General features: G+C 66.3%; 11 protein-coding genes. 5 read left to right on the top strand and 6 right to left on the bottom strand.

What is annotated here, in order from left to right:
• Positions 1–109: 109 nt before the first annotated feature.
• Together NYP18_RS14060 and NYP18_RS14055 are read right to left on the bottom strand one after the other, a co-directional pair.
• Complete coding sequence (locus NYP18_RS14060) at positions 110–1204, bottom strand: maleylacetate reductase (protein ID WP_259428825.1); 1095 nt, start codon at positions 1202–1204, stop codon at positions 110–112.
• 248 nt (positions 1205–1452) lie between these two features.
• Complete coding sequence (locus NYP18_RS14055; RefSeq protein WP_259428824.1) at positions 1453–2394, bottom strand: LysR family transcriptional regulator; 942 nt, start codon at positions 2392–2394, stop codon at positions 1453–1455.
• 268 nt (positions 2395–2662) lie between these two features.
• Here NYP18_RS14055 and NYP18_RS14050 point away from each other — a divergent pair, with 268 nt between their 5' ends.
• Positions 2663–3730, top strand: coding sequence for an MBL fold metallo-hydrolase (locus NYP18_RS14050; protein ID WP_259428823.1), 1068 nt, complete (start codon positions 2663–2665; stop codon positions 3728–3730).
• A 238-nt stretch (positions 3731–3968) separates the two neighbouring features.
• Positions 3969–5246 (top strand): MFS transporter, encoded by a 1278-nt coding sequence (locus tag NYP18_RS14045; RefSeq protein ID WP_259428822.1) that lies wholly within the window; start codon positions 3969–3971, stop codon positions 5244–5246.
• 128 nt (positions 5247–5374) lie between these two features.
• On the opposite strand, the gene NYP18_RS14040 is transcribed toward NYP18_RS14045, so the two are convergent.
• The gene (locus NYP18_RS14040) at positions 5375–5779 is read right to left on the bottom strand and encodes a four-helix bundle copper-binding protein (protein WP_259428821.1); all 405 of its coding nucleotides are present in this window, start codon (positions 5777–5779) and stop codon (positions 5375–5377) included.
• Between the two features lie 240 nt (positions 5780–6019).
• Between NYP18_RS14040 and NYP18_RS14035 the strand changes: the two genes are divergently transcribed.
• Positions 6020–6931 (top strand): potassium channel family protein, encoded by a 912-nt coding sequence (locus tag NYP18_RS14035; protein ID WP_259428820.1) that lies wholly within the window; start codon positions 6020–6022, stop codon positions 6929–6931.
• Between the two features lie 52 nt (positions 6932–6983).
• Here the strand turns inward: NYP18_RS14035 and NYP18_RS14030 are convergent, their stop codons facing one another.
• Together NYP18_RS14030 and NYP18_RS14025 are read right to left on the bottom strand one after the other, a co-directional pair.
• On the bottom strand, positions 6984–8243 hold the full coding sequence (locus NYP18_RS14030) for a cation:proton antiporter (RefSeq protein WP_259428819.1): 1260 nt from the start codon (positions 8241–8243) through the stop codon (positions 6984–6986).
• Between the two features lie 370 nt (positions 8244–8613).
• Entirely contained in the window at positions 8614–9897 is a 1284-nt protein-coding gene (locus NYP18_RS14025) for a galactokinase family protein (protein ID WP_259428818.1), read from the bottom strand.
• Between the two features lie 133 nt (positions 9898–10030).
• Between NYP18_RS14025 and NYP18_RS14020 the strand changes: the two genes are divergently transcribed.
• Together NYP18_RS14020 and NYP18_RS14015 are read left to right on the top strand one after the other, a co-directional pair.
• Complete coding sequence (locus tag NYP18_RS14020; protein WP_126120947.1) at positions 10031–10243, top strand: hypothetical protein; 213 nt, start codon at positions 10031–10033, stop codon at positions 10241–10243.
• Between the two features lie 186 nt (positions 10244–10429).
• Positions 10430–11605 carry a zinc-dependent alcohol dehydrogenase gene (locus NYP18_RS14015; RefSeq protein ID WP_259428817.1) on the top strand — a complete coding sequence of 392 codons (1176 nt, stop codon included), beginning with the start codon at positions 10430–10432 and terminating at the stop codon, positions 11603–11605.
• On the opposite strand, the gene NYP18_RS14010 is transcribed toward NYP18_RS14015, so the two are convergent.
• Positions 11595–13328, bottom strand: coding sequence for a CYTH and CHAD domain-containing protein (locus tag NYP18_RS14010; RefSeq protein WP_259428816.1), 1734 nt, complete (start codon positions 13326–13328; stop codon positions 11595–11597). The genes NYP18_RS14015 and NYP18_RS14010 overlap by 11 nt on opposite strands.
• Between the last annotated feature and the right edge of the window lie 19 nt (positions 13329–13347).

Raw genomic sequence — 13347 nt, 5'->3', positions numbered from 1 at the left:
TTCAGCCGCGGGTTGTCGCAGTTGTCGAAGGAGGCCAGGACCCGGGTGACGAGGTCGTCTTCGACCTGGCGCTGGGCATCGGAGATGTGGGAGGTGGGGATGGTCTGTGTCATCGGGTTGTTCCTTCGGCGAAGTCGGTGATACGGGCCGGGTCATGGCCGTGGTAGGCGGCGGTGAGCAGCATGGTGAGGTTGTCTGCGGTGACCTCTACCGGGTTGCCGGCGGGCACCGCCTTGAGTACCCGGTCGACGGCCTCGGTGATACCGTCCTCGGGCATGTCCAGTTCTGCCAGCGAGGCCGGGGCCCCGACCTGCTGGTAGAGGCGGTTGAGGCCGTCCAGGGCGTCCTCGCTGCCCAGGGCGGCGGCCAGGTCGGCAGCCGTGGCCGGCACCGTCGGGAGGTTGAGGGCGGCGACGTACCGCAGCACCACCGCATGGGTCTCGGCGTGCGGGAGGTTGAAGGTGCCGCCGAGGACGTGGCAGATCTTGTGGTGCAGGCCCGAGCCCGCGGAGGCAAACGTCACGCCGGAGAGGTAGCAGCCGTAGAGGGCCTGCTCCCGTGCGGCCTGCCCCTGTCCGGTGGCCAGTCCGCGCAGGGCCGTTGCGAGTGCGCGGGCGGATTCCAGTGCCAGGGCCCGGTTGATGGGATCGGCCTTGGGTGCCCACAGTGAGTCGATGCTGTGGGCCATGGCGTTGAGGCCGGAGGCGATGGCCATGGGCTGTGGCAGGGTGGCCACCAGGTCCGCGTCGTAGATGACCACGCGGGGTAGGACGCCTGCGTCGGTGCCGGTGGTTTTGGTGCGTTGCTCGGTGATACCCCACACCGGGGTGGCCTCAGACGCCGCGTAGGTGGTGGGTACCGCGATGATCGGCAGGCCGGTGTCCAGGGCAATGGCCTTGGCCAGGCCGGTCGCCGAGCCGCCCCCGATGCTGATGATAATGTCCGCTTCGTCCGCCCGGGCCGCGGCGGTGGCGGCGTCGGCCACCGAGCGGGGGACGTGCTGGACGGCGTCGCGCCAGTGCTGGACCGGTGGCAGCACCGCAGCCAGCTTCTCCGCCACGTGGTGGGTACCCTCGGCGGAGATGATCATCGGCCTGCCGGCGCCCAGCCGCGTGATTTCTTCGGCAGCGGCATCGACTGCTTGGCCGGTACTGAAAACCACTCTCTGCGCGAGAGTGTCGTGGGTGAATCTCAAGCTGCCCATTCCCTCGTCCTTCCCGCACCTGCACCTTCGGAGGTGAGGTACGTCTAGCTCCCGGATATCTGTGTCGTGTGCCACAGGTGCTGACGGAATTGAGCTTAAGGAGGGGGCATGTATAGCTCAAATACTAATTATCTTTGCTTTGCATAGATGTAATTTATTTCACCTGGCAGTAATGGGTAAATGTGGGGCGGTGGGACCTGACAGGACGGACTGCCAGGCCGGTCGGAGATGGGTGACGGTCCCTGGCTTCACCGGTCCGGGGTGTCGGTGGGGGCCGTGGGGGTGGCGGCGGCGAGGATCCTCTCCAGGACCCGTGTGACAGCGGGCGGCTGATACCGGGTGGGGTGCCACAGGGCCACCAGGATCAGCGGCGGGATGGCGTCCTCCACCTCCCGGTAGGTGACCACTCCGTGAATGAGAGAACTCAGGGAGCGGGGGACCAGCGTGACGCCCGCCCCGCCGGCGACCAGTGGCAGGGCGGTCTGGATCGTGGCCACGTGCTGGATGCGCTTCGGCCGGGTCTCGGGGTGGTGGCGCCAGTGATTCTCCAGGATCTCCGGGAGGCCGGGCAGCTCCTGTCGGACGCGGGGGATGAACCAGTCGAGGTGGGACACTTCCTCGAGGCGGATGGGTCCCTTCTTCTCCGGGTCCGGCTCCTCGGTGGGGAGCGCCAGGACGAGGTCGACGTGGGTGACCACCTCGAAGCGGAGGTCCGGGTGGATGGCCCGGAGGGCCTCCACGTCGCCGGTGGGCACGATCCCGATGTCCGCCTGCCCTTCGCGGAGATGGGAGAGCGTGGTCCCCGGGTCCGGGTCCTCCAGGACGAAATCCACGCCGGGGGTCTCGGTCCGGAAGTGCCGTACGAGCTGGGGGAGGAACTCCCAGTTGAAGGTGGGCGCCACGTTCATCACCACCCGCCCCACATTCCCGGAGGAGAAGCCTTTCACCCGTGCGGCGGCATACTCCATCTGGTCCAGGACCTGGACGGCCAGGTGGTAGACCTCCTGTCCGGACTCGGTGAGCACCACTCCGGACCGTGTCCGGATCAGCAGCTGGGTCCCCAGCTCCTTCTCCAGGTTCTTGACCGCGGTGGACAGGGAGGGCTGGGTCATCAGCAGGGCTTCGGCGGCCGCGGTGAAGCTGCCGTGGTCCACAATGGCGCGAAAAAGCTGCAGTTGTCTACTTTCCATAGATCCATTCTATGCGCGACAGAGAGAATTAGTATTTGCCAATGCCTAGTGTGAGCTTTAGCGTGAAGTTCACCACAATATGAGCCGCATCACCTCCCTGCCGCGCAGGAGAGAAGCGCACTGTGTGGTCTGACCGGGCCTGTCCATCGTCCCCGGCCGGCGTCTGAGGATCACTCCATTCCCTGCCCCGGCCTCCACAGGTCAGAAGAAATGAACCCCTACGGGCGGTCGACAGGTCCGCACCACCTTTCAGCAGAAGGAGCTTCCCATGCATGAACAGCCGCACGTCCTCACACTCGGAACGGCCGGTGGTCCCCGTTGGTGGGGCGCCACACCCACCGGCGTTGTCCGCAGCGGTATCTCGACAGCGGTGGTCGTCGAAGGCAAGTCGTACATCGTGGACTTCGGCCGCGGTGCAGCAACCCAGTTCCAGAAGGCCGGCCTCAACATCGACGATGTGGAAGCCACCTTCATCACCCACCTCCATTCCGATCACACGGTTGACCTGATCGGATTCATGCTCTTCGGCTGGATGATGACGGACAAGCGCACCAAACCGTTGCCCATCTACGGACCGGGTGACCGGGGTATGCTCCCCCTCCTCAGCCCGGTGGCCACCGAAGAGGTCACGCCCATCTTTGATGATCTCCCCACGGCCGGAACTGTGGACATGGTCTCCCTCCTGCTGAGGTCCCATTCCACCGATGTCACCGACCGCATGTACGACCTGCTGATGCCCACCCCCTACTCCCTCTGGGAACCGCACGACATCGAGATCCCGGCGGGTACCGGATACCACCCCAACACGAACGTCTCTCCCGCCGGTATGGAACCCTTCACGGTGTTCGAGGACGACCGCGTGCGTGTCACGGCCACGCTCGTGGAACATCCCCCGCTCGCCCCGGCCTTCGGTTTCCGCTTCGACACTGATGCCGGTTCCGTCACCATCTCCGGTGACACTGCCCCGTGCGAGAACATGGTCCGCCTGGCAGAAGGCACGGACCTTCTCCTCCACGAAGCGATTGACCTGGAGGGCATGAAGAAGATGTACCAGAGCAGCCCCGGTGGGGAGAGCATGGACGCCTCCATGCAGCACCACCGCCAGGCTCACACGACTCCGGGGGATGCAGCCAAGATCGCTGCCCGGGCCGGCGCCAAGAAACTGGCGCTGCACCACCTGGTCCCCGGCACCATCGGCGACCACATCACCGCGGCAGCGGAAGAGCATTTCCCCGCCGGAGTGCTCATCCCGGACGACGGGGAGAAGATCTACTTCGGAAACGGTGCCTCCCACGAGGTCCTCTCGCCGGCATCAGCCGCCTATTCAATGCTCTAACACCACCCCGCCGCGGTGACCCCGGTGTCGCCCGGCCAGCGCCAACCGTCCCCCTGACCGGGGGCCTATTTCCCCAGGAACCCCCGCCCCGGCCGAATAACAGGTGGTACGCACCGGCATCCAGCATCATGGTGTCCGGATCATCCCCCTCGGGCAGCGGGTTCCTCCGAGCTCAGCCGACTGTTGCCCGCCTCGGTTCCGCACACCTAATGGGAACCCAGCTCAAGAAGGAAAATTTATGACGGCTCTACCTTCCGTCCGTGAACAGAGCGGACAGACGACGGCTTCCCCGGCGTCACAATCCTCCTCGCCACTTGTCTGGCCCATGGTCCTGTGCTGGGTTGTGGTCATGCTGGACGGTTTCGACCTGGTGGTGTTAGGGGCGGCGATTCCGACCCTGACAGGAACCGGTGCCATCGGTTTCACCAACTCGGGGGCCACCTGGGCCTCCTCCCTCACCTATGTCGGTGCTGCTGTCGGTGCCGCTGGGGTGGGTCTGCTCACTTCCCGCTTCGGGCGGCGGAAAGTCATCATCGGCTGCGTCGCCCTCTTCAGCGTCCTGACCCTTCTGCTGCCGCTCTCGCCTAATGTCGCGGTCTTCGCGGTTCTGCGGATGGTGGCCGGACTGGGGCTGGGTGCCGTGGTGCCCACCTGTCTGGCCTACATGGGCGAGATCAACCGAGCCACCCGCACCGCCCGGGTCACCACCATCACCATGACCGGATATCACGTGGGAGCTGTCCTGACGACGCTGCTCACCCTGGCCTTCCTCCCCTTCTGGCAGGCCCCTTTCGCCATCGGCGGATTCTTCGGCCTCCTGCTGGTTCCCGTCCTTTTCTTCAAGCTTCCGGAGTCACCTGTCTTCCTCCTCACCCGTGAGAACACAGTTCCCCAGAGGGACGGGAAGAAGCGGGTGGACAGCGGATTCGCTGAGCTCTTCAAGGACCGTTCCTGGACCACCACCACCTTGGCTACCTGGGTGGCCTGCTTCATGGGGCTGATCATCGTCTTCGGGCTCAACACCTGGCTCCCGCAGATCATGAGCAAGGCCGGCTATGCCGTCACCGACTCGATCATCCAGCTCTTCGTCCTGAACCTCGGGGCCATCGTCGGCCTGATCTTCGCCGGTTGGATCGGTGACAAGTGGAAGCCCTCCGCCATCTCCACCCTCTGGTTCCTGATGGCCGCCATTCTGCTGGTCCTGCTCTCCGTCAGGATGAACAGCGCCTTCCTGCTGGGTACCCTGGTCTTCTTCGCCGGCGTGTTCGTCTTCTCCGCCCAGGTGATGGTCTACGCCTTCACCTCCAAGGTCTATCAGGGGAACTCGCGCGCGACAGCCATGGGGTTGGAGAACGCCATCGGCCGGCTCGGGGCCATTGTCGGTCCCCTGGGCGCGGGAATTCTCGTCACCGCCAACCTGGCCTACCCCTGGGGCTTCTATCTCTTCGCCGGGGCAGCTTTCCTCGGTCTGGTCAGCATGCTCCTCATCCCCCGGAAGATCCGCGAATCAGCCTAGCCAGCGGCGTGACACAGAGGGCGACCCCCAGACGAGTAGCGAGCTCGTCGGACCGGGTCGCCCTTCTGCGTCTGTGTCTCCCTGCGGGGCAACCCGGCCCTGGTCCTGCCGGGGGAGCGGGCGGCGAATCAGCCGATGGCAGCCAGCAGGTCAGCGCAGGCCTGCTCGCAGCGGCGACATGCCTCGGCGCAGATGCGGCAGTGTTCGTGCATCTCAGCATGGCTTTCGCAGTCCTCGGCGCAGGTGGAACATGCGATTCGGCATGCTTCGAGCTGGGCCTTGACCACGGTCAGGTTGCTGCCGGTGCGCCGGCTGAGCACGGCGGCGGTGGTCGCGCAGATGTCGGCGCAGTCCAGGTCGGTGCGGATGCAGTCGCGCAGCTCCGCGACCATCTCCTCGGCCAGGCAGGCATCAGCGCAGGCGGTGCAGGTCTGAGCGCAGGCCAGGGCGGCGTCGATGGCCTCGGTGAGCTTGTCGACGTCCAGGTCACCGGCAGGATTGGGGTGGGCGGTGATCATCGCGTTGGTGGTCATGCATCCTCCTTGATCGCATCGATCCGGTCTCTGCCCCCGAGGCTAGCCACCCTCGATCAGATATACCTCCCGTGGACGCGATCGTCACCGAATCTTTAGACACCGTCGATGACGGGCGTGGCTGGGGAGACTGACTGCCCCGGTCAGTCCCGGCCCAGGAGACAGTACGGTGGGGATTGTCCGCGGGGCTCCGGCAGACGCGGGCCGCTTATGAAAGACAGTTGTCGCAGAGGGGCACCGATGGATGTAGCACTGACGGTCGCGGGAATCGTACTCATCGTCGTCGGGTTGCGGGACATGTTCCACACGTTGCTGCACCCCAGCGGCAAAGGGGATCTCAGCCAATGGGTGCTCCGTGGGATGTGGAAGGCATCGAAGGCGATCGGGCATCGTCTCGGGTCGGGTGTCGGGCCCGCAGCCATGGTCGCTGTGATCATTCTGTGGGTGATGTTGCAGTCAGTGGGGTGGGCCCTGATCTACTACCCGCATATCCCGGGCGGGTTCACCTACTCCAGTGGAATTGATCCTGCTGTTTATCCCGACGCTGTCGAAGCCCTCTATGTTTCCCTGCTGACGCTCGGCACTCTGGGCTACGGCGATATGGTGGCCACCGATCCGTGGATCCGGCTGGCTTCTCCGCTGGAGGCTCTCACCGGGTTCGCCCTGATCACCGCGGCCTTGACGTGGTTCACGCAGGTCCACCCGCCTTTATTAAGGCGTCGGTCATTGGCCCTTGAGCTGAAGGGTCTGGCTGATGTCGCCTACGCGGAGACTATCCACGAGTTGGACGCGGCGGCCGTCACCCGGGTCCTGGACACCCTGACGAGCGATGTGGGGAAGGTCCGCGTCGACTTCACCCAGCACACTGAAGGTTTCTACTTTCTGGAACCGGACCAGGATCTCGCCCTGCCCCGCCAGCTGCCCTACGCCCTGCAGCTGCGCGACGCCGCTCTGAAAGCCGACCACCCGGGGGTGCGCCTGAGCGCTCAACGGCTCTCCCTGGCGCTCCAGCAACTCGGGGACAAGCTCAAGAAGGATTTCCTGCACACCGGGGAATCCGTGGAGGAGGTTTTCGCCGCCTACGCCGCCGACCATGGACAAAACTCCGCTCCTGACCCCTTGACCCCGGGAGATGTGGGACGACAGGCGTAGGTCTCCGAAGGCACCTCAATCGAGCAGCGGTCACGGGAAGGAGGGCAGGGCTTCAGGCGCTCACCTCCTCCTGCTGTTTGTCCTGTGGCTCCCGCTTTTTCAACCAGGCACTCAACGGTGCCGCAGTCAACCCGTGGAGGAGCACCGAACAGGTGATAGCGAGGGTGGCCAACACGAAAATCTCGTGATTGCCGGTGTGGCGTTCGGCCAGTGTCGCGTAGAACAACGCCGAGATCCCGATCGGGCCGAACCAGCTGAGGAAAAACGTTTCGGACCGGTCGTGCACACCTTTCAGCAACGGTCGCAGCGTCCACAGCGTGACGAGCCGGCGCAGCAGGACGGCCGTGGCCACCACGGCGAGGGCGGCCCCACCCAGTCCGGCCCAGTCACTGATCGGCAGGGCGATTCCCAGCAGCACGAAGGCAGGTAGCAGGAATAGGCGTGCGATGGCGTCCTGGACCTTGTCCTCCTCGGATTCCTCCCGCTGGGGGATGACCTGGCCGAAGACGGCCACCCCGATGAACACGACGAGAAGGCCATCGGTGCCCAGAAGTTTGCCGGCCCCGAGCAGCAGCAGCGCCAGCGGCACGATGAAGGCGAGGTAGGAGCTTTCCTCCATGAGGTCGTGCTCCTGCACGAGCACGAAGACCTTCCCGAACACGAAGCCTGCCAGGGCGCCGACGAGGACGGCACCGAGCACCTCCCACAGGAGAACCGTGGTGAGAAACTCCTGCCAGGCCTGATCAGGCGTGGTCATCAGGAGCATAGGCAGCATGACGAACAGGTACCCCAGTCCGTCATTGATCCCGCTCTCGGCCGAGAGGTTGTGCCGGACCCGCTCCGGAACCTTTTCCTCAGCCAGGGAACCGGTGACGATCGGGGTGGTGACCACCGGATCCGTGGGGGTGACGATCGCGCCCAGCACCAGTGCGAGGAGGAAGGAAATGCCCAGCCCCCACCACAGGACCCCTGTCGCGACCACAAGCATCAGCGCCATGCCCAGGCCGATGATCACTGCAATCCACCGCATGTTGGCCCGCCAGTAGCCGTGCGGCAACCGTAGGGCCACCCCGGCCAGACCCATGGCCAGGGTGATTCGGGCCGCCTGTTCCAGCAGTGTGCCGGTGGACACCTGGAAGTCCTCCATCCGCAGTAGATCCAGGGCATAGGGTCCGATCAGTACCCCGAAAGCCAGACACAGCAGGGGGCCAGGCAGGCTGATCCGTTGCAGCAGGGTGGAAAACGCAGCGAACGTCAGCAACGCCCCGGCGAACAAGGTCAAGACCAGATTGATCTCCACGTGGTTGCCCACCTTTCTCCTCGTACCCGCCAGGTCAGGTCAGACCTGGTGGTCCTGGGTGACCCCCACGATAGCCATAACAGTGCCGCATGCACCGCCTTCCAGGGCAAGCATCACCACCGAGCCCCGCGCACGGCCCTGGAGTCCCACAGTCCGGGCCGTGCTCGGTGAGGAACCCGGAATCTCCCGGGACGCCCCGCGTACGTTCGTCCGCTAGGCGAGGGGCCGCGCCGGGACCATCCTCGGCGCCACCACTGAAGAAAACGAGGAGACGGAGGATGAGACCGTAGCTGAGAGGCAGGGCCTCAGTCGGCACGAAGATCCTCCCCGCCTTTCACGGGACCCAGAGCACGCCTGGATTCCCGGTGCCGTGCGGAAAGCCTCAACCCTCCTGGGGAAGCACCCCGGCCACGCGTCCCCGGCCCAGCGGTACGACCACGAGGCCGTCGTCGGCGAGGTCCCGGGCGAAGTTCGGGGCGCGGCGGGTGCTGACCCCGGCGATGACGCCCTCGATGTTGCCGGCCGAGGCGGCACGGGCGCCGAGTGCACCGCGGACCAGGCAGAGCTGGACCATCGCCTCGGAACCGAGCAGGCCGTAGGGGCCGGTCAGTCCGGACTGGGACTGGGCGAGCAGGGGCCAGATGTCCTCGCTGCGGCGGGCACGTAGGGCGCGGGCCATCTGCTGGGCGCGTTCGGTCTCCTTCTCCTCGAAGGCGAGCCAGGCGGCGGCTTCACCCACGGAGGGGGTGTCGTCGGTGCCGTGGACCTTGTGCACGGCCGAGAGCCATTCGACGACGCGCTGGCGGGCGTCGGGAAGCAAGCGCAGAGACTCGGTGCCGAAGGCGCGGCAGGCGTCGGCGACGAAACGCTGGCGGCGGCGGATCTCAGCGGAGCGGTCCGTGCGGGCGTGCTCCACCGTGATGGCGAAGAACTCCAGGTCAGCGGACTGCGGGTGGGGTGCCTGGGTGACGGAGCCGTCGGCGTAGTCGATGACGGAGACCGAGTCACTGACCCCGCGCAGGGCCACGGTGTGGCGGGCGCGCAGCGGCGGGGCGGGGGAGAACATCTCGGCGGACTGGTGGCAGACCTCGGCGAGGCGGGTGCGCATGGGGGCGTCGTCGAGGTCGGGGGCGTCGCCAAGCAGGGCGAGCACGAAGGCCGACTCCAGGGCCGCCTCGTCGCCGAGGCCGACACCGTCGGGGATGTCGGTGACCACGGTGACGTCCAGGCCGGCGGTGTCGCGGGAGAGCAGCTGGCGCTGGATCATCGTCCACACGATCCCGCCCAGCCGCGCGGCCAGGCCACCCTCCGGGGTGGGTGGGTCGACGGGGCGGCCGCGTTCGTCGATGGTCGGCTGCTGGGCCGCGGCACGCTCGGCGACGACCCCGGAGCTGATCTGGTCCTCGATGATCTTCACACCGCGTGGGGTGGTCTCGTGGAGGGTGACCTTGAGCAGGTCGTCGCTGCGCTGGGAGAGCGCGACCGCGACCTCCAGATCCGTCAGGGTGGCCAGTACCACGCCACCGGAATGGTCGACGTGCTCACCGATGAGCAGCCACGTGGCCGGGGCGTGGGCCACATGGAGGGGCTCGACGCCCACCTTCTCCCGGTGGGCGCTGGTCACGCGGTCGGTGGTGGGAAGCTCGGGGGCGGGCCACATCGGCATGGTGGTTGTTCTCCTTACACTCTTGTGATTCCCACAGTAGTCCCCGCCGTGCCGTGCCGGGCACGGGTAGCCTGGGGCCATAAAACGGACAACCCCGCCGTGGCCCCGAACCATGAAAACGCAGGAGGAGAACATGACCCCGGAAGACGAGAAATGGTACTTCGACCCGAAGACCCACGAGGTCACCCAGGGCAAGGAGGGTGCGTGGGAGGATCGCATGGGCCCCTACGACACCCGTGAGGAGGCGGCTGCCGCCCTGGAGATCGCCGCCGCCCGTAGAGCTGCCGCCGATGCCGAGGACGCTGCCGAGGACGACTGGGGCAAGCCCCCGGCCTGGGAGAAGTAACCCCGCACGCGAAACGGCCCCGCCACCTGCTCAGGTGGCGGGGCCGTGGCCGTCTGTCTGGCCTGGGGACAAGCTGGCCTCCGGAACGCGGTAGCTGGCGCGATATTTCGTCGGTAGGGTCGGGGAAACCCGACAGCTCAGCGTTGTTGCTCCGTCCCGGGGCGGCACCCCTGGGAAGGAGGAAAAATGAAGGCATTGACGTGGCAGGGAAAGCGCTCGGTCAGCATCGAGGAGGTCCCGGATCCGCAGATCCAGGAGCCGACAGACGCGATCGTGCGGATCACCTCGACCGCCATCTGTGGTTCCGACCTGCACCTGTATGAGGTACTGACCCCGTTCATGGACAAGGGCGACATCATCGGCCATGAACCCATGGGCATCGTCGAGGAGGTCGGCTCCGCGGTCGCCCACATCAAACCGGGGGATCGCGTGGTCATCCCCTTTAACGTCTCCTGCGGCCACTGCTTCATGTGCCGCCAGGGCCTGCAGTCACAGTGCGAGACCACCCAGGTCCGTGAGTACAACACCGGTGCCCAGTTCCTCGGTTACTCCCGCCTCTACGGCTCGGTGTCCGGTGGGCAGGCGGAGTACATGCGTGTACCGCATGCGGACTACGGCCCCATCAAGGTCCCCCACACCGGGGAGGACGAGCGCTACCTCTACCTTTCCGACGTGGTGCCCACCGCCTGGCAGGCGGTGCACTACGCCGCACCCCCGGAGGGTGGGTCCCTCGCTGTGCTCGGCCTGGGACCGATCGGCCAGATGTCCGCCCGGATCGGCAGGCACCTGGGGTACCGGGTGATTGCCGTGGACCCGGTGGCGGAGCGCCGGGCCATGGCCGAGCGTCACGGCATCGAGACCCTGGATTCCTCCGAGGGTGTGGTCGAGCAGCTCAAGGATCTCACCGGTGGGCGTGGGCCGGACTCCGTGGTGGACGCGGTGGGCATGGAAGGCCACGGTTCGCATGTGGCCGGGGCAGCCCAGAAGGCGGTGGGACTGCTGCCCTCCCCGGTGGGGCGCCAGGCCATGGAGGTGGCCGGGGTGGACCGGCTCAGCGCCTTGTACACCGCCATCGACGCGGTCCGGCGGGGTGGCACGATCTCGATCAGCGGGGTCTACGGCGGTATGAAGGATCCCCTGCCGATGCTGACGATGTTCGACAAGCAGATCCAGTTGCGGATGGGTCAGTGCAACGTCAGGTCCTGGACCGATACGCTGCTGCCGCTGGTGGATGATCCCTCGGACCCCCTCGGCGTCCTCGACCTCAAGACACACACCGCCCCGCTGGATGCGGCACCGGAGATGTACGAGAAGTTCCAGAAGAAGCAGGACGGCTGCATCAAGGTAGTGCTCAAGCCTTAGGCACAGGCGCCTCATCCTGCGCCTTCTGCTGTTTCTTCTCTTCCTTCTTCCGACGCTTCTCCTCCTGCTTCGCCCTCTCCCCAGCCGCCTCCTCCACGGATTTACGCAGCTGCTTGTAGGCCGCGCGGATCGACTTGACCTCGTCGGAGTACTCCTCCAGCGACTTCAGTCCGCTGAAGCGTTCCCGCTGGTAGAGCAGGCCGTAACCGAAGGTGTCCTCCCCGCGGCGCTGGGCGGCCTGCGCCATGTGGACGAGCCTGTCGCGGGAGGTGACCGCATCCTGGAAATCCCCCAGGCTGGACTGCATCTGCTTGCACGCGTTGTACAGGCGCTTCGTCTTCAGTGAGGTCGCCGCACCGACCGCCTCCGCGGCGTAGCGCAGCTTCTTCGCGGACTTGCGCATGTCATGGAAGTACTCCTCCCGCTGGTGCAGCGTGAGCTCGGGGTTGTCCCGGTTCTCCACGGCCCTGCGGTGCCGTTTCATCAGCTTCTTGTACGCCTCCTCAAGATGCTGGGAGAGGATCGCCTCGACCTCCTCGGCGGACTGGGCCTGCGGGGCGGCGGGCCTCTCCTCGACGTCCTGTTCGGCGGCGGCGTGCGCGCCGACGACCGGCGGGTCAGCCAGCAGGCTGTCGATGGCGTCGAGCAGCTCCAGGTAGCGGTCGGAGTCGAGGGTGAGTACCGCTCGGCGGTGGGCACGCCGGTACTCCTCACCCATGTCGTGGCGCAGGTGCTCACGGGTGGTTTCGTCGAGGACATCGGAGTCCTCCGAGTCGAGCAGGCGCAGGAAGCGTTCCTCAACGACCTCCGCGTCGCGGGCATGACCGAGCATGCCGGCCAGCAGCTTCAGCTCGGCCTCGATGTGCTCGAGTTCCTCGCCGCCGAGGATACCGTTGAAGGTCTCCATGTGGCTGCGCAGCTCCCGGGTGGCCACCCGCATCTGGTGGATGGAGTCCCATTCGTCGCGGCGTACCTTCGGGTCGTATTCGAGCAGCTTGTCCCGGTTGAGCTTGAGTGCTGCGATGACGGCCGCGGCGGGGGAGTCCGGGTCGATGTCGGCGTTGACCAGGAAGGGCGGCAGGGGAGCGTGGTGGATGGAGTCCCCCAGGGCCATGACCAGTTTGGCGGGGGAGGAGGACACGCGTGCTCCGGCGCGGAGGAAGAGCTGGGTGGCGGAGTGGATGAGGGTGTCACCTGCTTCGGTGCCGGCGGTTTCCCCGGCCAGTTCCAGCTCCCATTCGCGCCAGGAGGTGTGCACACCACCCGGCAGCAGGGACCAGGCGGAGACGTGGTCATCGCAGAACTCCGCCAGCCGGCTGCCGTCGGCGCCGGCGAGGATGGATTCCACCCGCTCGTTGTCCACCTGGGCGATGGGGTTGAGCTGTTCGCGCCGGACCAGGGCGCGGACCTGGGCGAGGATCTCCTCGGGTATCTGGTAGAGGCCGTCGACCGGTTCACCGATGTCGGCGTGGATCTCCAGGCGGCCGCCGACACCGGGGAGTTTGAGGTGCCAGCCGTCATCGGAGCCGCCTTCGCGGCGGCGCAGGGTGATGTGGGAGCGGGTCAGGCGCAGATCCGCGGTGTCGTAGTAGATGGCGGACATCCGGTGGGTGCGGGTGGCGGCGATGGCGGCCACCCCGGTGATGCGGGTCAGGTCCGGCACCACGGCGGTGTCGACCACGGCGAATTTGGCTTCTACCTCGAGGAAAATGCGGGTGGACATGGGTGGGTTCCTCCGGGAT

It is taken from the genome of Corynebacterium lemuris (genome assembly GCF_024919295.1).
GTDB classification, from domain to species: Bacteria; Actinomycetota; Actinomycetes; order Mycobacteriales; family Mycobacteriaceae; genus Corynebacterium; species Corynebacterium lemuris.
The sequence above is the reverse complement of the archived record's forward strand: the minus strand, read 5'-3'. Positions and strand labels throughout refer to the sequence as shown.

Bases quoted from the DNA above. Each gene is read 5' to 3' on its own strand.
- NYP18_RS14060 (WP_259428825.1), bottom strand. From the start codon at position 1,204: ATGGGCAGCTTGAGATTCACCCACGACACTCTCGCGCAGAGAGTGGTT.
- NYP18_RS14055 (WP_259428824.1), bottom strand. From the start codon at position 2,394: ATGGAAAGTAGACAACTGCAGCTTTTTCGCGCCATTGTGGACCACGGC.
- NYP18_RS14050 (WP_259428823.1), top strand. From the start codon at position 2,663: ATGCATGAACAGCCGCACGTCCTCACACTCGGAACGGCCGGTGGTCCC.
- NYP18_RS14045 (WP_259428822.1), top strand. From the start codon at position 3,969: ATGACGGCTCTACCTTCCGTCCGTGAACAGAGCGGACAGACGACGGCT.
- NYP18_RS14040 (WP_259428821.1), bottom strand. From the start codon at position 5,779: ATGACCACCAACGCGATGATCACCGCCCACCCCAATCCTGCCGGTGAC.
- NYP18_RS14035 (WP_259428820.1), top strand. From the start codon at position 6,020: ATGGATGTAGCACTGACGGTCGCGGGAATCGTACTCATCGTCGTCGGG.
- NYP18_RS14025 (WP_259428818.1), bottom strand. From the start codon at position 9,897: ATGCCGATGTGGCCCGCCCCCGAGCTTCCCACCACCGACCGCGTGACC.
- NYP18_RS14020 (WP_126120947.1), top strand. From the start codon at position 10,031: ATGACCCCGGAAGACGAGAAATGGTACTTCGACCCGAAGACCCACGAG.
- NYP18_RS14015 (WP_259428817.1), top strand. From the start codon at position 10,430: ATGAAGGCATTGACGTGGCAGGGAAAGCGCTCGGTCAGCATCGAGGAG.
- NYP18_RS14010 (WP_259428816.1), bottom strand. From the start codon at position 13,328: ATGTCCACCCGCATTTTCCTCGAGGTAGAAGCCAAATTCGCCGTGGTC.